This is a genomic window from Kitasatospora sp. NBC_01539 (genome assembly GCF_045040525.1).
Taxonomy (GTDB): Bacteria; Actinomycetota; Actinomycetes; order Streptomycetales; family Streptomycetaceae; genus Kitasatospora.
This window is the reverse complement of the sequence record NZ_CP109390.1, coordinates 3,594,950-3,611,703: the sequence shown is the minus strand read 5'-3', so window position 1 is coordinate 3,611,703 and position 16,754 is coordinate 3,594,950. Positions and strand designations below refer to the sequence as shown.

The window sequence follows — 16,754 nt, the reverse complement described above, 5'->3', positions numbered from 1 at the left end:
TCCGTCCACCCCGCGTCCGTGCTACTGTTCATTCAACGACGCGGGGTGGAGCAGCTCGGTAGCTCGCTGGGCTCATAACCCAGAGGTCGCAGGTTCAAATCCTGTCCCCGCTACTGAAGTCCAGGGCCCGGAGGCCGCCAGAGATCATCTGGCCCTCCGGGCCCTGGCGTTTTTCCGATCAAGGTGGGCCCTTCTCCGGTACTATCGACGCGGTCGGCCAGGTCCTGCCGGCGCCGCCGGGGTTTGCGCGGCCTGATGTCGGGAAATCGACAAAGCGCCGAGGCGGTGCCCGCCGGCGTCGGCCCGCCTCCGCCGGACATGGCCCGGGGGCGGTGTACGCGGGCTCCGGGTGATGCGACGATGGACCACATGGGGGATGCGGAAAGGCTGTTGACCCCCCATCGAACGGGCAGGGGGGCTGCGGCCGTTCACACCGGCGCCCCCGGCGGATGCCGTAGCACTCTGGGGGAGCAGGAGCCGGCATGAAGCTGATCGGCAGGAACGACACGGGGGCAGGACCCGCACCGGGCGGCGCGCGCGCCGAACGCGTGCACGCCGAGGTCGACACCGACACCTGGGCGCAGTCCGCCGACGACACCCAGCAGGGCCTGCCCGCCCAGCGGAGCTCCGGCCCGGAGAGCCTCGTCCGGATCTCCTCCCAGCAGCTGGTCGAGGCCGTCGGCCGCTACCCGGCCACCACCGACGAGCCCTCCGAGGAGTCCGAGGAGGAGACGAGCTTCGAGACCGCGCTCGCCGCCCGCGAACAGGCCGCCCTGGAGACCCGCCACCGGGCCTCCGCGGACGCCGGCGACCCCAACGCGTCCAGCCAGCTCGGCGCGCTGCTGCTGCGCCGCGGCGAACTGGAGGACGCCGAACCGTATCTGCGGTCCGCGGCCGCGGCGGGTCTGCGCGCGGCCGCCAACAACCTCGGCGTGCTGCTGCACCAGCGCGGCCACCGCGCCGAGGCCGCCCAGTGGTGGCGGCAGGCCGCCGTCGCCGGCTCCGCGCCGGCCGCCCACGCGCTCGGCCTGCAGCTGCGCGACCAGGGCGAGGAGGAGGCCGCCGAGTACTGGCTGCACTTCGCCGCCGAGCACGGCCACCCGCTCGGGGCCTACGCACTCGGCGATCTGATGGAGCATCGGCGGGACGTCCGCGCCGAGCGCTGGTTCAAGGCGTCCGCGGAGGCCGGCCACCGCGAGGCCGCGTACCGGCTGGCGCGGATGCGCGAGTCGGCGGGCGACAAGGAGACCGCCGAGACGTGGTACCGCACCGCCGCCGCCCGCAGCCACGCCCGCGCCTCGCTGCGCCTCGGCGTGCTGCTGGAGGAGCGCGGCGAACTCGACGAGGCCGCCCGCTGGTACCGGCAGTCCGCGCAGAACGGCGAACCGCGGGCGGCGTGCGCGCTCGGCTTCCTGCTGCGCGACGCCGGCGACCTCGTGGCCGCCGCCGAGTGGTGGCAGGAGGCGGCCGAGGCCGGTGACGGCAACGCCGCCAACGCGCTCGGCGCGCTGCACGCCGGCCGCGGCGAGGCCGCCGACGCCGAGCGCTGGTACCGCGCCGCCCTGGACGCCGGCGACCACAACGGCGCCTTCAACCTCGGCCTGCTCTGCGCGACCGCCGGCCGGGAGGCACAGGCCGAGCAGTGGTACCGCCGGGCCGCGTACGCCGGGCACCGGGAGGCGTGCAACGCGCTGGCCGTCGTGCTGCTGCAGCGCGGCGAGGAGTCCGGCGCGGAGCCGTGGTTCTCCAAGGCCGCCGAGGCGGGCAGCGTGGACGGCGCCTTCAACCTCGGCGTGCTGCACGCGGGCCGCGGCGAACTGCCGCAGGCCCACGAGTGGTACGCCCGTGCGGCGGCCGAGGGGCACGGCGAGGCCGCGCTCCAGCTGGCCGTGGTGCACGAGCAGCGCGGCAACCCCGGCGGGGCGCTCGAACGCTACCGGCAGGCCGCCGCGGCCGGTTCGGCGGAGGGCGCGTTCCGGCTCGCCTCGATGCTGGAGCGCCGGGGCGACTCCGAGGCCGAGGTCGAGCACTGGTACCTCGTCGCGGCCGAGGCCGGCCACCGCCGTGCCCAGGTGCGGATGGGCGTGCGGGCGGCCGAGCGAGGCGAGCTGCAGAGCGCGGAGCACTGGTACCGGCGGGCCGCGGAGGCGGGCAGCCGCAGCGCGGCGTTCAACCTGGGGCTGCTGCTCGCCCGTCAGGACAGCGAGAACGAGGCCATGGTCTGGTACACCCGGGCCGCCGACGCGGGACACGGACGGGCCGCGCTGCGGCTCGCCCTGCTCGCACTGCGCCGCGGGGAGCCGGTGCAGGCCGAGGGCTGGTGCCGGCGGGCCGCGGAGGCCGGACCGGCGGAGGTCGCGGAGCGGGCGGCGCGGCTGCTCGGCGCGCTCAACGCCGAGCTCAGCGCCTGACCTTCAAGAGGTCCCCCGGCGCCCGCCGCCCACGGCCCGCGCAGAAGTGACGCCGCGGCGGGCCCGGGGCGCACGCCGCACCCCGGGCCCGCCCGCGCCTCACAGCCGCATCAGGCCGTCCCGGATGCGCTCCAGCAGCGCCACCGACACGTCCTCCGCCGCCCGCTCGTGCACCTGCACGTACCGCTCCGCCGCGAGGTCGGCCACCAGCACCCGGGCCACCCCGAGCGGCACCGGCAGCAGCGCCGCCAGCTCCGCGACCGACCGGGGGTACTGGCACAGCTCCACGATCCGGTGCCGCTCGAAGCCCAGCGGCGCGGCCAGCGCGGCCGGCGGCGCCGTCACCAGGGTCTCGATCCGCAGCTCGTCCCGCACCGGCCGCGTCCGCCCCGCCGTGATCACGAACGGGCGCACCACCTCGCCGGTCTCGAACCCCGTCACGCCCGCACCCCGCCGGCCGGCACCGGCGCGTGCGCCAGCAGTGCGGCGGGCAGCACCACGGTCGCCGTCACCCCGTGCACCGGCGCCGCGGCGAGCCGCACCACCGCGCCGAGGCGCTCCGCCAGCCGGCCCACCACGTAGTGGCCGAGCAGGCCGTCCCGGCCCACCAGGAAGCTCTCCCGGCCCGCCAGCCGCGCGTTCGCCCGGTCGAGCGCCGCCTCGTCCATGCCCGGCCCGCGGTCCGTCACGGCGACCAGGCAGCCGTCCGGGCGGAGCCGCGCGAACACCTCGACGTCCGTGTCCGGCGGCGAGGCGGCCAGGGCGTTCTCGATCAGCTCGGCCAGCAGGTGCGCGACCTCCGCCACCGCACCGCCGTCCACCATCGCGTCGTCGACCTGCCGCAGCACCACCCGCCGGTAGTCCTCCACCTCGCCCAGGGCCGACCGCACGACGTCGCCCAGCGCCACCGGCTGCGCCCAGCGGCGCGGGCTGGTCTCGCCGACCAGCACCAGCAGGCTCTCCGCGTTGCGCCGCATCCGCGTCGCCAGGTGGTCCAGCTCGAACAGGTTCGCGAGCGCGGCGGGGTCGTGCTCGCCGCGCTCCAGGGTCGACAGGAAGCCGAGCTGACGGGTCACCAGCGCCTGGTTGCGACGCCCCAGATTGGCGAGCGACTCCGCGGTGTTGCGCCGCAGCACCGACTGCTCGACCGCCAGCCGCAGCGCGGTGCCCGCCACCCGGTCCAGGGCCGCCCCGAGCACCTCCAGCTCCTCCGTGCCCGCCGCCGCGGTGGAACCCGGCGCCACCGCCTCCCCGCCCGCCTGGGCCCGCTCCACGGCCTCCGGCAGCACCCGGTCGGCCAGCTCCTCCGCCTCGCCGACCAGCGCCGCCATCGGCCGGGTGATCGACCGGGTGGCCAGCAGGCCCAGCAGCACCGCCCCGGCGACCGCCGCCAGCGTCAGCCCGGCGTCCAGCAGCAGCGCCCGCAGGGCCGCCGCGCGCAGGTCCCCGGCCCGCGCCAGGCTCTCGTCCGCGGCCTGCGACTGCACCGCGTACAGGTCGTCGACCAGCGTCGACGCCGCCTGCCACCAGGCGTCCGCGCGCACCGGGAGCCGGCCGGCGGCGAAGCCGTCCAGCGCCTGCTGCTCCATGCCGGCCACCGTCACCGCGGCCGGGCTGCGCAGCACCGCGTCGAGCGCGTCGGTGCGGGCGGCGGTGGCGGTGCGCGGCGCCTGGGCGAGCGCGGCGTTCTTCACGGCGACGATCCGGACGAAGGCCGGGTAGTCGCCGTTCCCGAACGAGCCCGCCGCGAGGACGCCGTTGAGCGTGCCGCGCTCCAGCGCGGCGGCCTCGGTGGCGTCGCCGAGCGCGCGCAGCGTGCCGAGCGCGTCCTGGAGCGCCCGGTCGCCGGTGCCGTCGCGGTCGGCGAGGACGGCGGACCCGAGGGCCGTGACGGCGGTGGTGAAGAAGCCGAGCGCCTCGGTGCGGGAGGCCGCGCCGGTGTCGGCCCGGCCGCGCAGCTGCGCCAGCGTGCTCAGGCCGCCGAGGGCGCTGCGGACCCGGTCGGCGCCCGGCGGGTCGGCGGCGAGGTGTTCGTCGAGGGTGTGCCGGGCCTGGTCGGCGGCGGTGCGCTGCGGGCCGAGCCGGTCGCGGAAGGACTCCTCGCCGCCGAGCAGGCCCGCCGTCAGGCCGCGCTCCCGCTGGAGCTGGTGGACGAACTCGCCGGTGGCGGCCACCAGGGCCACCCGGTCGCCGGTCCGTCCGGCGTCGGCGTAACGGCCCGCCTGGGCGGCGGTGCCGGCGGCCCCCAGGACCACGAGGGCGCCGGTCGGCAGGACGAGGAGCAGGGCGAGCCGGTGGCGGATGCTGCGGAGCGTGGGCACGTCGGGGGGTCCCCCTCGCGGGTGGCCCGGCGGGGTGGGCGCACGGGGAACGGAAGGCTCGGCAGCGACTGCCGGCCCTTGCGCCTCCGAGCCTAGGGTCCGCCTGTTGCAAGGGAGTTGCCGTGACCTCAGTGCCCCCCGGGACGCACTGCGGGTGGTCGGCAACACCACCGACCACCCGCCGAAACACGCCCGCCGGACGGGCCGTCAGTCGCCGTTCACACGCTGAGCCGGTGCAGCGCCTCGGCGTGCAGCAGCCCGTTGCTGGCGACCGCGTCCGCGCCGTTCGGCCCGTCGATGCCGTCCAGGCCGGTGAAGCGCCCGCCCGCCTCCTGCACGACGATGCACGGCGCCGCCATGTCCCACAGGCTCAGCTCGGGCTCGGCCGCGATGTCCGCGGCCCCCTCGGCGACCATCATGTACGACCAGAAGTCGCCGTACGCGCGGGTGCGCCAGCAGGCGCGGGTCAGGTCGAGGAACGGGTCGAGCCGGCCGCGCTCCTCCCAGCCGCTCAGCGAGGAGTACGAGAGCGAGGCGTCCTCGATCCGGCCGACCTCCGACACGTGGATGCGGCTCGCCTTGGCGAGGCTGCGGCCCGCGTACGCGCCCAGGCCCTTCGCCGCCCACCAGCGGCGGTTCAGGGCGGGGGCCGAGACGATGCCGACCACGGGCTGCAGCTCGCCGTCGATGCCCTCCTCCAGCAGCGCGACCAGGGTGGCCCACACCGGCACGCCGCGGACGTAGCTCTTGGTGCCGTCGATCGGGTCGATCACCCAGCGGCGCGGGCCGGAGCCCTGCAGGCCGTACTCCTCGCCCATCACCGCGTCGCGCGGGCGGGCGCGCTGCAGCACGCTGCGCACGAGCTCCTCGGTGGCCTTGTCGGCGTCGCTGACGGGGGTGAGGTCGGGCTTGGTCTCGACCTTCAGGTCGAGTGCCTTGAAGCGCTCCATGGTGACCGAGTCGGCCGAGTCGGCGAGGACGTGGGCGAGTCGGAGATCGTCGTGATAATCGGCCATGCGGAAACCCTAGCGACCCTGCGCCCGTCCGGGCGGCGCGGCTCGCACAGCGGACCGAGCCGGTCGAACGCGTGCGGTTTCCCCACTGCCGGCCGGTCTTCGGTCAGTGCCCGCTGCCGGAGAGCTGGAGGCCGACGACGCCGGCGATCACCAGGCTGATCGAGACCAGCTTGAGGGTGCTGGTGGACTCGTCCAGGAAGACCATGCCGTAGATCGCGGTGCCGGCCGCGCCGATGCCCGTCCAGACCGCGTAGGCGGAGCCGACCGGCAGCGACTTCAGGGAGAGCGTGAGCAGACCGAAGCTGCCGAGGGCGAAGGCGCAGAAGCTGATGGTGGGCCAGATGCGGGTGAAGCCGTGGCTCAGTTTGAGGTTGATCGCGAAACCGGTCTCCAGCAGACCGGCGAGGATCACCATGGCCCATGCCATCGGGCTGACTCCCTTGCCCCTCGGAAGGCCGGCCCGATCCGGGCCGACTTTCCTATGATCACCGGCCCGGTGCCGTCCGACACCTCCGACAGGCCGCGTTCCCGCGGCGGGGGCGCCCTGGAGCGGTCAGTCGCCCTCGCGCGTCTCCCGGCTGGCGAGCAGCCGGCGCAGCGAGTAGAGGCGGGGCTGCTCGGCGTGGCCGTCCGCGACCCAGGCGTCGAGGGCGCAGTCCGGTTCGTCGTGGCTGCACGCGCGCGGGCAGCCCTCCGTGCCGGGCTCCAGGTCGGGGAAGGCGAGGATCACCCGGGACGGGTCGATGTGCGACAGCCCGAACGAGCGGAAGCCCGGCGTGTCGATGACCCAGCCCGGGTCGCGGGCCTTCTTCGAGCCGGGCTTGGCGCCGGGCGGCGGCGGCAGGCGCAGGGCGAGCGCCGACACGGTGGTGTGCCGGCCGCGGCCGGTCACCGCGTTGACGAGCCCGGTGCTCCGCTGGTGCAGCGGCACCAGGGCGTTGACCAGTGTGGTCTTGCCGACGCCGGAGTGCCCGATGAACACCGTCGCCCGCCCGCGCAGGTGCGCGCGGACGGCTTCCGCCCCGGCCGTCTCCAGCTCGTCCCGCCGCGTCACCACGTAGGAGATGCCGAGCGGCGCGTACGACTCCAGCAGCGGCTCTGCCGACGCCAGGTCGGACTTGGTGAGCACCAGCAGCGGCTCCATGCCCGCGTCGTACGCGGCCACCAGGCAGCGGTCGATGAGCCGCGGCCGAGGCTCCGGGTCGGCCAGCGCGGTGACGATGGCCAGCTGCTGGGCGTTGGCGACGACGATCCGCTCGTACGGGTCGTCGTCGTCCGCCGTGCGCCGCAGGACGGAGCTGCGCTCGGCGACCCGGACGATCCGGGCCAGCGTGTCCGGCTCCCCGGACAGGTCACCGACCACGCCGACGTTGTCGCCGACCACGACGCCCTTGCGGCCCAGTTCGCGGGCCTTCATGGCGACGACCTCGCGCTCCTTGCCGGTGCCCGCGTCGACCAGGCAGGTCAGCCGTCCCCGGTCCACGGTGAGGATCATCGCCTCGGCGGCGTCGTCGTGCTTGGGCCGGATCCGCGTCCGCGGCCGGGAGCCCTTGCGTCCCGGGCGGTTGCGGATGTCGTCCTCGTCGGCGTCCTTGCCGTATCGGCGCATGCTGCTCGGCCCCGTCAGCCCTGGCCGAGGAGATCGGCCCACATCTGCGGGAAGTCGGGCAGGGTCTTGGCGGTGGTCGCCACGTTCTCCACCCGCACGCCGTCGACGGCCAGGCCGATCACCGCGGCGGCGGTGGCCAGGCGGTGGTCCTCGTAGGTGTGGAAGACGCCGCCGTGCAGCGGGCGCGGACGGATCCGCAGGCCGTCCTCGGTCTCCGAGACGTCGCCGCCCAGGTCGTTGATCTCCTTGGCGAGCGCGGCGAGCCGGTCCGTCTCGTGCAGGCGCAGGTGGGCGATGCCGTACAGGTGCGACTCGGAGTCGGCGAGGGCGGCGACCGCGGCGATCACCGGGGTGAGCTCGCCGACGTCGTGCAGGTCGGCCTCGATCCCGTGGATCCTGCCGGTGCCGGTGAACTCCAGGCCCTCGTCGGTGAAGCGGCAGGCGCCGCCCATCTGCGTGTAGATGTCCCGCAGCTGGTCGCCCGGCTGGTAGGTGTGCTTCGGCCAGTCGCGGACGGTCACCCGGCCGCCGGTGATCAGCGCGGCGGCGAAGAACGGCGCGGCGTTGGAGAGGTCCGGCTCCACGACGACGTCGCGGCCGATCAGGGCGCCCGGCGTGACCCGCCAGATGTCCTTCTCGCCGCCGTCCTCGGGCGCGTCGACCTGGCCGCCGGCCTTGCGGACCATGTCCACCGTCATCCGGATGTGCGGCAGCGACGGCACGGTGCCGCCGGTGTTCCGGATCTCCACGCCGTTGTTGTAGCGGGCGCCGGAGAGCAGCAGGGCCGAGATGAACTGCGACGACGAGGAGGCGTCCACGTCGACCGCGCCGCCGTCGACCGCGCCGGTGCCGTGCACGGTCAGCGGGAAGCCGCCGCGGCCGCCGTCGTCGATCCGGGCGCCGAGCACGCGCAGGGCGTCGATCACGCCGTGCTGCGGCCGCTCGTACGCGCGCGGGTCGCCGTCGAAGTGCACCGCGCCGTCGGCCAGCGCCGCGAGCGGGGGCAGGAAGCGCATGACCGTGCCCGCGTTGCCGACGTCGACCTGGGCCGGGCCGCGCAGCTGGGCGGCCGGGATGACCCGCCACGCCTCGCCGCCGCCGGTACCGCCGCTCGCCTCGTTGACCGTCTCCTCGACGGTGACGCCGAGGGCCCGCAGGCCGTCCGCCATCAGCTGGGAGTCCCGGCTGCGCAGCGGGCGCCGCACCCAGCCGGGGCTGTCCGCGAGCGCGGCCAGCACGAGGGCGCGGTTGGTCGCCGACTTGGAGCCGGGGATGGTCACGGTCGCGTCCACGGCGGCGGTGGCGACGGGGGCGGGCCACAGGGCATCGGTCATGCCGCCAAGTCTAGGGGGCCGCCCGTCCCCCGACCGGTCCGCATTCGAATGGCGGACGCGGGTGCTGCACGCCTTCCGTGGCGGCGGTGTGCGGGCGCCGTGCGGGTGGTGTGGGCACGCACCCCGCGCGCGGCTACGGGGTGCGCCACTCCAGCAGCCAGCTGCCGCCCGCCAGCAGGCTGGCCAGCGCGGTCACCAGGAACAGCGTCACCCACAGCACCGCGCCCACCCCGGTCAGGCGGGCCAGCTGGTCGGCGTCGGAGTCGGGGGCGCCGCCGGAGCGCCGCTTGCGCTGCAGCTCGACCACCGGGCGGACGCCCGCCAGCAGCAGGAACCACACCCCGAGGTACGCGAACGCCGCCTGGGTGCCGCTCTCCGCGTACCAGGACACCGCGAGGAACAGCGCGCCGGTCAGCACCACCGCGAGCAGGCCGAAGCCGTTGCGGATCATCACGAGCATCCCGGCCAGCAGCAGGATCGCGATCCACAGCAGCGCGGTGATCCGGCCCGAGGCGAGCAGCGCGGCACCGCCGAGGCCGAGCAGCGAGGGTGCGAGGTAGCCGGCCGCCGCGGTGAGGATCATGCCGGGGCCGGTCGGACGTCCGGAGGAGATCGTCAGTCCGGAGGTGTCCGAGTGCAGCCTGATGCCGGACAGCCGCCGCCGGGTCAGCAGGGCGGCCAGCCCGTGGCCGCCCTCGTGCGCGATCGTCACGACCGTCCGGCTCCAGCGCCATATCGGTGCGGGCAGCACCGCCAGCAGGGCCACGGCGGCGGTGACCAGCACCAGCCACTGCGGCGGGTCGGGCTGGACGCCCGTCACCTGCTGCCACACGTCCGCGATGTCCATTCCCGTCCCGCCTCCCGTGGTCGTGCCGGTCCGGCAGCCTCCCATGCCAGGACGCGCGGCGGTAGCGCCCGGTTCGGATCCCCTTCCGCCGGTCACCCGGCGGCGGCCGGGAACGGCGTGGCAAGCTGACCCGCATGTGCGGCCGTTTCGCCTCCACCACCACGCCCGGGGACATCGTCGGGATGTTCGGCGTCCGGCAGTGGGATCCTGCCGAGACGATCGCACCGAGCTGGAACGTCGCCCCGACCGACCCCGCCTACGCCGTGCTGGAACGCACCCCCCGGGACGGGTCGCGGCAGCCGGTGCGGCAGCTGCGGGTGCTGCGCTGGGGCCTCGTGCCGGCCTGGGCGAGGTCGCCGGAGGGCGCGGTCAGGATGATCAACGCCCGCGCCGACACCGTGCACGAGAAACCCGCCTACCGTCAGGCCTTCGCCTCCCGCCGCTGCCTGCTCCCGGTCGACGGCTACTACGAGTGGCAGACCGTCCCCGGCGAACGCGCCCGGCCCGGCAGGCAGCCGTACTTCGTCTCCCGCGCCGACGGCACCCCCCTCGCCCTGGCCGGCCTGTACGAGTTCTGGCGCGACCGCACCCGCCCCGCCGACGACCCGCTCGCCTGGCGGGTGACCTGCACCGTCGTCACCACCGAGGCCGAACCGCTGCTCGCGCCGATCCACGAGCGGATGCCGCTCTTCCTCGACCCGGGCGCCTTCGACGCCTGGCTCGACCCCGGCCTCACCGACCCGGACGCACTGCGCGGCCTGCTCGTGCCGCCCCCGCCCGGCGCCCTGCGGGTGCACCCGGTCGGGGCGGCGGTCGGCAACATCCGCAACAACGGGCCGGACCTCGTCCGCGAACTCACCGAGGACGACCGCACCACGCTGTTCTGATCCACGCTGTTCCGATCCGGGCCCGTTCCGTCCGGGCCGCCCGCACCGGCCTGCCCCGGGACGGGCCGCGCCGGGTCGCGCCCCACCGGGCCGCACGGCCGCCGGGGCTACGCTGCCGCCATGCAGCAGTCGGTGCCGACACCGGTCGGCGACGCGCGGATCACCACCCACCCCGCCGACGCCCCCCGCGGCGTGCTCGCCCTCGGCCACGGCGCGGGCGGCGGCACCGAGGCGCGCGACCTCCTGGCGCTCGCCGCCGCCCTGCCGCCGCTCGGCGTCACGGTCGCGCTGGTCGAGCAGCCCTGGCGGGTCGCGGGGAAGCGGCTCGGCCCGGCGCCGAAGGCCCTCGACGAGGCGTGGCGGCCAGTGATGGCCGTGCTCACCGCGGGCGGCACCCCGGTGGTCGCCGGCGGCCGCAGCGCCGGTGCCCGGGTCGCCTGCCGGACGGGCGCCGCCACCGGCGCGGTCGCCGTCCTGGCCCTGGCCTTCCCGCTGCACCCGCCCGGCCGGCCGGAGAAGAGCCGCCTGGAGGAGCTCCTCGGCTCCGGCCTGCCCACCCTCGTCGTGCAGGGCACCGCCGACACCTTCGGCACGCCCGCGGAGTTCCCCGCGCTGCCGGCCGGCCACACGCTGGTCGAGGTGCCGCACGGCAGCCACGGCTTCGCCGTGCCCAAGCGGGCACCGGTCGGCCAGGAGGAGACGCTGGCCGGGATCACCGGCGCCGTGGCGGCCTGGCTCGACGGCGTCCTGCCCGCCCGCTGACGCCGGCCGGGAATGCCCCGGGCCGCCGTGCGGTTACACGGTCGTCAGGACAGTCCCGGTGAAAGGCAGGCAGTGCCCATGGGTTCGATCGCGTGCCCCGAACGGCCGGAGGAGCGCTCGGCCCGGAATTCCCTGCTACCCGACTGGTCCGAATGGGTTGTCGCGGGCGAGAAGCCGGTCGGCCCGATATCCTCCATCTCGGGTCGGCCCGCCGTGGGCCCGGCCCGCAGAACCGAGGAGGTGGGTCCGGTCGTCGGGACCGAGGACGAGGCCGTACCGGGCGGCAGCCTGCCGGAGAGCGGTGCGCTCACCGGTGAAGAGCTGGCCGAAGCGATCGGCGAGGACACGTTCCGCGTGTCCGCCGACGAGAGCGAGGACGCCCGCCGCGAACGGTTCGAACGCGACGCCCTGGCCTTCCTGGACCCGATGTACTCGGCGGCGCTGCGGATGACCCGCAACCCGGCCGATGCTGAGGATCTGCTCCAGGAGGCGTTCGCCAAGGCGTATGCGTCCTTCCACCAGTTCCGCGAGGGAACGAACCTCAAGGCGTGGCTGTACCGCATCCTCACCAACACGTTCATCAACTCGTACCGCAAGAAGCAGCGCGAACCGCAGCGGACGGCGGCCGAGGAGATCGAGGACTGGCAGCTCGCCCGGGCCGAGTCGCACATGTCGACCGGGCTGCGGTCCGCCGAGGCCCAGGCGCTCGACCACCTGCCGGACAGCGACGTCAAGGACGCGCTGCAGGCGATCCCGGAGGAATTCCGGATCGCCGTGTACCTGGCGGACGTCGAGGGCTTTGCGTACAAGGAGATCGCGGACATCATGGGTACACCCATCGGTACGGTGATGTCCCGACTGCACCGTGGCCGCCGCCAGTTGCGCGGCATGCTGGAGGACTACGCCCGTGAGCGTGGGCTCGTCCCGGCGGGCAGCGGTGCAGGGCAGGAAGCGAAGGGCGCGGGCTCATGAGCTGCGGCGATCCGCACGACACCGAGTGCGGCGAGGTGCTCGACCACCTCTACGAATTCCTCGACAACGAGATGGCCGAGGGCGACTGCGCCAAGCTGCGCGTGCACTTCGAGGAGTGCTCGCCCTGCCTGGAGAAGTACGGGCTCGAACAGGCCATCAAGGCCCTGATCAAGCGCTCCTGCGGATGTGACGACACGCCGGTCGACCTCCGCACCAAGGTGCTGGCCCGGATCGACTCCATCCGGGCGGGCCAGCGGGCCGCCCAGATCACCGCCGAGGGCGGGGCCGGACACGGGGCCACCGCCGCAGCCGCAGCGGAGTAGCACGGAACGACCCGACAGGGGCCGTTCGCCGGGAAACACCCCGGCGGGCGGCCCCTGTCGTCGTGCGGTCGGTCATCCGAAGGAGCCGCTCGACCCCGCACCCGTTCCCCCGCGCCGGGCGGCTTCACTCGTTCGGGTGAGCTGAACGCCCGTCGGCTGCGGTGTTGCCCGATCACGCGCCCCGGCCCGCACACCGGGGCCTATTCTCCTCACTGGCCCGCAGAACGGACGGGCCGGGCGCGGGGAGGCTGAGATCACCGGCGAACGCGAGAGCGAGGCCCTGACCGGCGCGGCGGCCCGGTACGCCGTCGCGGTGCTGGCCGCGGCCGTCTGCTGCACCCTGCCGCTGGCCCTCCCGGCCCCCGCCCCCCTCGGCGGCCCCGTGGACTGGCCCCGGCTCGGACTGCTCGCCTTCCTCCACGCCTGCGCCGAGTCGCTCGCCGTCGGCCTGCCCACCCCGTGCGCCCGCCTCGGCCGCCGGCTGCTCCGCATCCCCCCGCGCGAGCCCTGCGAGACCGCCCGCGCCCTGCCCGGCCGGGGCTTCTTCCCGGTGCTGTTCGCCGGGGTCCTGCTGCTGCCGCCCGCCGCCGCGGCCCTCGTCGCCGTACCCGGCGCCCTCGGCGCCCACGCCCCCGGCCCCCACGGACCCCGCCACCTGCACCGCCTCTGGAACGCCGCCCAGCTCGCCGTCGCCGCCTTCACCGCCTCGGCCGTCCACCGGCTGCTCGGCGGCCCGGACCGGCTGCTCGGCGCCCGCTTCCCCTCCGCCGCGCTCGGCGCCATGGCCGCCGTCGCCGTCTTCTGCCTGGTCAACGCGGCCCTGGTCGGCGTCATGCGCAGCCTCGACACCACCGCACCGCACCGCGCCGCCCACCCCGCCGCCCTGGCCCGCGCCACCGGCGCCGTCGTCCTCCCCGCCCTCGTCCAGGGCGCCGGCGGCCTGATGGTCGCCGTGCTCTGGCAGGGCCCGTACGGCGCGTTCGCGGCCGTGCTCGCCCTCCTGCCGCTCTCCATCTCCGCCTGGATGTTCGCCCAGGGCCACCGCGAGGCCAACGCCCACCGGGCGACGGTCGGCGCCCTCGTCCAGGCCGTCGAGATCAAGGACGCCTACACCCGCGGCCACAGCGAACGCGTCGGCCGGGCCGCCGTCCTGATCGCCCGCCAGCTCGGCATGGCCGAGGAACGCATCCGCACCCTCCACTTCGCCGGCACCCTGCACGACGTCGGCAAGCTCGGCGTCGCCACCGAACTGCTGCGCCGCAACGGACCGCTCACCGACACCGAGCGCCGCGCCGTCGAGGTGCACCCCGTCTTCGGCCACGAACTCGTCCGCGACCTCGCCTTCCTCGGCGAGGCCCGCGAGGGCATCCTCCACCACCACGAACGGCTCGACGGCCGCGGCTACCCCGCCGGACTCGCCGGCGACCGCATCCCCGAGTTCGCCCGGATCATCTCCGTCGCCGACGCCTTCGACTCCATGACCTCCACCCGCTCCTACCGCCGCGGCCGCCCCGTCACCGAGGCCGTCGACGAACTCCGCCGCTGCGCCGGCAGCCAGTTCGACCCGGCGATGGTCGCCGCCCTCGTCTCCGCCGTCGACGAACACGGCTGGCAGCCCGAACCGCCCCCGCCCGGCGGCTGGGACGGCGAGGTGCCCGACATCCCGCTCGGCGTCCCGGAACCCGCCCCGAGGGTGCCCGCCCCGGGCCACCGCATCCCCACCGGCGGGTCCTCGTGAGACTGCGCCCGGGCGGCAACCGGCTCCGGTCGGCCGCCGTCCACGGCGCGGCCGCCCTGCTGCTGGGCGTATCGCTCCTGCACCTCGCGGGCCACGGCGCCGCGCAGCCCCGGGTCGCCCTCGCCTTCGGCGCCGTCGTCGCCGCCGGCGAATGGGCCCGCATCACCCTCCCGGGCGACCGGGAGCACGCCCCCGTCGCCACCGCCGCCGCCCTCGCGTACGCCCTGCTCGGCCCGCTCCACGGCCTGCCCACCGCCCACGGCGTCCTGCAGGTCGTCGCCGTCACCGGCCTCGGCACCCTCGCCGGCCTGCTCCCGCTCGCCGTCCCCGCCGTCCGCACCCGCCGCGCGCCCGGCCAGCGCCCGCGTGACGCCCTGCGCGCCGACACCGCCTCCCGGAGGCTGCTCACCGTCGCCTTCGCCGCCCTGCTCTTCCAGCCGCTCTACACCAGCGGGCTGCTCGACCGGGCCCCCCTCAGCGGCCCCGCCTACGGCGCCGTCCTCACCGCCGTGGCCGCCCTCAGCGCGCTCTGCGACGCCGTCCTCGCCGCCGTCCTGCACCGCGACCGGGCGGGCCTGCGGTTCGCCGCCGCCCTGGAGGACGAGCTGCGCTCCCTGCCCGGGATCGGCTCCGCGATCGTCGCCACCGGCATGCTGGTGAGCCTCCTCGCGGGCGAGGTCGGGCTCTGGGCCCTGCCGGTGTTCTGCACGCCGCTGCTGCTCGCCCAGGCCTCCTTCCGGCGGGCCTCGGCCATCCGGGCCACCACCCGCCAGACCATCGAGGCCCTGGCCCGCGCCACCGAGGTCGCCGGCTACACCCCGCCGGGGCATGCCCGCCGGGTCGCCGACACCGCCTGCGCCATCGGCCGCGAACTCGGCCTCGGCACCCGCGACCTCGCCCTCCTGGAGTACGCCGCGCTGATGCACGACATCGGCCAGCTCTCCCTCGTCGAACCGGTGCCCGGCGGCGCCACCGCCCTGCTGCCCGCGGCCGAGCAGCAGCGCATCGCCCGCCTGGGCAGCGAGGTCATCCTGCGCACCGGCGTGCCGCGCCGGGTCGGCGCCCAGGTGGCCCGGCTCGCCGACCCCTGCCGGCTGCCCGACGGCTCCGCCGACCGCACCCTGCCGCTCGCCGCCCGCATCGTGCGCGTCGCCAACGCCCACGACGACCTCCTCACCGACGCCCTCGCCCGCGGCCTCTCCGAGGCCGGCGGCGGCCTCGCGGCCCTGGAGCGGCTGCGCCTCGAACGCGGCCGCTCGTACGACCCCGCGGTGGTCGACGCGTTGGCCAGAGTGGGCAGCGGCGTCCGCGAACCGGAATGAAGCGCCTCGCGGGAAGCGCGGGCCACCACAGGCGTGGTTGGATGCGGTCGTAGCGTGGAACACCGGATGCGGGGCCCGGACGCCCCGGATCGTTCCCGCTGCGGCAGCCGGCCCCGGAGCAGGTGCCGGGAAGAGGCGGACGACAACGGCAGGGACGGAACGTGAGGATCTTCCACCGCGCACGGCACCGGCCGTCGGCCACCTGGCGGCAGACGACCGACCGCGCCTTCACGCTCATCGGCGACGGCCGCTTCGAGGACGCGGGCGCCCTGCTGGTGATGGCAGCCGACCTGGAGCCCTGGCTCTCCGACTCGTGGTTCAACCTCGCCCTCCTGCACAAGTTCCGCCGCGACTGGGACCAGGCCCGCGCCGCCGGCCTGCGCGCCGTCGCCCTCCTCGACCGCGAGCAGGGCGCCCCGGACTGGTGGAACCTCGGCATCACCGCCACCGCCCTCCAGGACTGGCCGCTCGCCCGCCGCGCCTGGCAGGCGTACGGGCTGCGCCTCCCCGGGGGCGCGGGCGGCCCGGCGGACGGTCCGGTCGACCTCGACCTCGGCACCACCCCGGTGCGGCTCTCCCCGGACGGCGAGTCCGAGGTGGTGTGGGGCCGCAGGCTGGACCCGGCCCGGATCGAGGTGCTCTCCATCCCGCTGCCGTCCTCCGGGCGGCGCTGGGGCGAGGTGGTGCTGCACGACGGCGCCCCGCACGGCGAGCGCGTCGCGGACGGCGTCGCCTACCCCGTCTTCGACGAGATCGAGCTGTGGGCGCCCTCGCCGGTGCCGACCTTCGTCGTGCTGCTGCAGGCGGCCACCGCCGCCGACCGGGACGCCCTGGAGCGCTTCGTCGCCGACGCCGGGTACGCCGCCGAGGACTGGACGGCCTCCGTGCGCCTGCTGTGCCGGGCCTGTTCGGAGAGCCGGATGGCCATCGACGACGGCCACACCGCCCACCACGACCCGCACGACGACGGCGACCCGCTGCACCCCGGCCACCTGAGCCACCTCAGCCAGGGCAGCGCGGGCAGCGCCTGGCTGGTGGAGCGCGAGTGCGGCATCGCCGCGCCCGCCGGGCTCGTCCGCACCCTGCTCGACCGGTGGGTCGCCGCCTCCCCGGTGACCCGCGCCTACCGTGACCTCGAAGAGGTCTGCTGACCCCGAGGGTAAGGGCCGGGACACCGTGCGGAGCCGTACCCTTGAGCGGTACACCCGGACG

At 75.9% G+C, this 16,754-nt stretch carries 15 protein-coding genes and 1 tRNA gene; 9 read left to right on the top strand and 7 right to left on the bottom strand.

Annotated features, from left to right (window positions below; genetic code table 11):
• Positions 1-39 precede the first annotated feature (39 nt).
• Together OG335_RS15330 and OG335_RS15325 are read left to right on the top strand one after the other, a co-directional pair.
• Positions 40-113 (top strand) — tRNA-Met (locus OG335_RS15330).
• A gap of 369 nt (positions 114-482) precedes the next feature.
• On the top strand, positions 483-2,411 hold the full coding sequence (locus tag OG335_RS15325; protein ID WP_405011664.1) for a tetratricopeptide repeat protein: 1,929 nt from the start codon (positions 483-485) through the stop codon (positions 2,409-2,411).
• A 99-nt stretch (positions 2,412-2,510) separates the two neighbouring features.
• Here the strand turns inward: OG335_RS15325 and OG335_RS15320 are convergent, their stop codons facing one another.
• The 7 genes from OG335_RS15320 to OG335_RS15290 all read right to left on the bottom strand — a co-directional run bounded on the left by OG335_RS15320 (position 2,511) and on the right by OG335_RS15290 (position 9,538).
• A complete protein-coding gene (locus OG335_RS15320) occupies positions 2,511-2,852 on the bottom strand; it encodes a DUF742 domain-containing protein (RefSeq protein ID WP_405011663.1) in 342 nt (113 codons plus the stop codon).
• Positions 2,849-4,732 carry a nitrate- and nitrite sensing domain-containing protein gene (locus tag OG335_RS15315; protein WP_405011662.1) on the bottom strand — a complete coding sequence of 628 codons (1,884 nt, stop codon included), beginning with the start codon at positions 4,730-4,732 and terminating at the stop codon, positions 2,849-2,851. Before OG335_RS15315 ends, OG335_RS15320 begins: the two co-directional genes overlap by 4 nt.
• 218 nt (positions 4,733-4,950) lie before the next feature.
• The gene (gene hisN, locus OG335_RS15310; protein WP_405011661.1) at positions 4,951-5,748 is read right to left on the bottom strand and encodes a histidinol-phosphatase; all 798 of its coding nucleotides are present in this window, start codon (positions 5,746-5,748) and stop codon (positions 4,951-4,953) included.
• Between the two features lie 103 nt (positions 5,749-5,851).
• Positions 5,852-6,175 carry a DMT family transporter gene (locus tag OG335_RS15305; protein ID WP_405011660.1) on the bottom strand — a complete coding sequence of 108 codons (324 nt, stop codon included), beginning with the start codon at positions 6,173-6,175 and terminating at the stop codon, positions 5,852-5,854.
• 126 nt (positions 6,176-6,301) lie between these two features.
• Positions 6,302-7,357 carry a ribosome small subunit-dependent GTPase A gene (gene rsgA / locus OG335_RS15300; RefSeq protein WP_405011659.1) on the bottom strand — a complete coding sequence of 352 codons (1,056 nt, stop codon included), beginning with the start codon at positions 7,355-7,357 and terminating at the stop codon, positions 6,302-6,304.
• A 14-nt stretch (positions 7,358-7,371) separates the two neighbouring features.
• Entirely contained in the window at positions 7,372-8,691 is a 1,320-nt protein-coding gene (aroA, locus tag OG335_RS15295; RefSeq protein WP_405011658.1) for a 3-phosphoshikimate 1-carboxyvinyltransferase, read from the bottom strand.
• Between the two features lie 133 nt (positions 8,692-8,824).
• Positions 8,825-9,538 (bottom strand): M50 family metallopeptidase, encoded by a 714-nt coding sequence (locus tag OG335_RS15290; protein ID WP_405011657.1) that lies wholly within the window; start codon positions 9,536-9,538, stop codon positions 8,825-8,827.
• 134 nt (positions 9,539-9,672) lie between these two features.
• Here OG335_RS15290 and OG335_RS15285 point away from each other — a divergent pair, with 134 nt between their 5' ends.
• The 7 genes from OG335_RS15285 (at position 9,673) to OG335_RS15255 (ending at position 16,693) form a co-directional block, all read left to right on the top strand.
• Positions 9,673-10,425 (top strand): SOS response-associated peptidase, encoded by a 753-nt coding sequence (locus OG335_RS15285; RefSeq protein WP_405011656.1) that lies wholly within the window; start codon positions 9,673-9,675, stop codon positions 10,423-10,425.
• 120 nt (positions 10,426-10,545) lie between these two features.
• Complete coding sequence (locus OG335_RS15280; protein WP_405011655.1) at positions 10,546-11,187, top strand: alpha/beta family hydrolase; 642 nt, start codon at positions 10,546-10,548, stop codon at positions 11,185-11,187.
• Between the two features lie 321 nt (positions 11,188-11,508).
• A complete protein-coding gene (locus tag OG335_RS15275; RefSeq protein WP_198524298.1) occupies positions 11,509-12,159 on the top strand; it encodes a sigma-70 family RNA polymerase sigma factor in 651 nt (216 codons plus the stop codon).
• Positions 12,156-12,482, top strand: a complete 327-nt coding sequence (rsrA, locus tag OG335_RS15270; RefSeq protein ID WP_405011654.1) for a mycothiol system anti-sigma-R factor — start codon at positions 12,156-12,158, stop codon at positions 12,480-12,482. Before OG335_RS15275 ends, rsrA begins: the two co-directional genes overlap by 4 nt.
• Positions 12,483-12,795: 313 nt before the next feature.
• The gene (locus tag OG335_RS15265) at positions 12,796-14,220 is read left to right on the top strand and encodes an HD-GYP domain-containing protein (RefSeq protein ID WP_405011653.1); all 1,425 of its coding nucleotides are present in this window, start codon (positions 12,796-12,798) and stop codon (positions 14,218-14,220) included.
• Positions 14,217-15,542 (top strand): HD-GYP domain-containing protein, encoded by a 1,326-nt coding sequence (locus OG335_RS15260; protein ID WP_405011652.1) that lies wholly within the window; start codon positions 14,217-14,219, stop codon positions 15,540-15,542. Before OG335_RS15265 ends, OG335_RS15260 begins: the two co-directional genes overlap by 4 nt.
• Before the next feature lie 161 nt (positions 15,543-15,703).
• Positions 15,704-16,693, top strand: coding sequence for a tetratricopeptide repeat protein (locus tag OG335_RS15255; protein ID WP_405011651.1), 990 nt, complete (start codon positions 15,704-15,706; stop codon positions 16,691-16,693).
• The last annotated feature ends 61 nt before the right edge of the window (positions 16,694-16,754 follow it).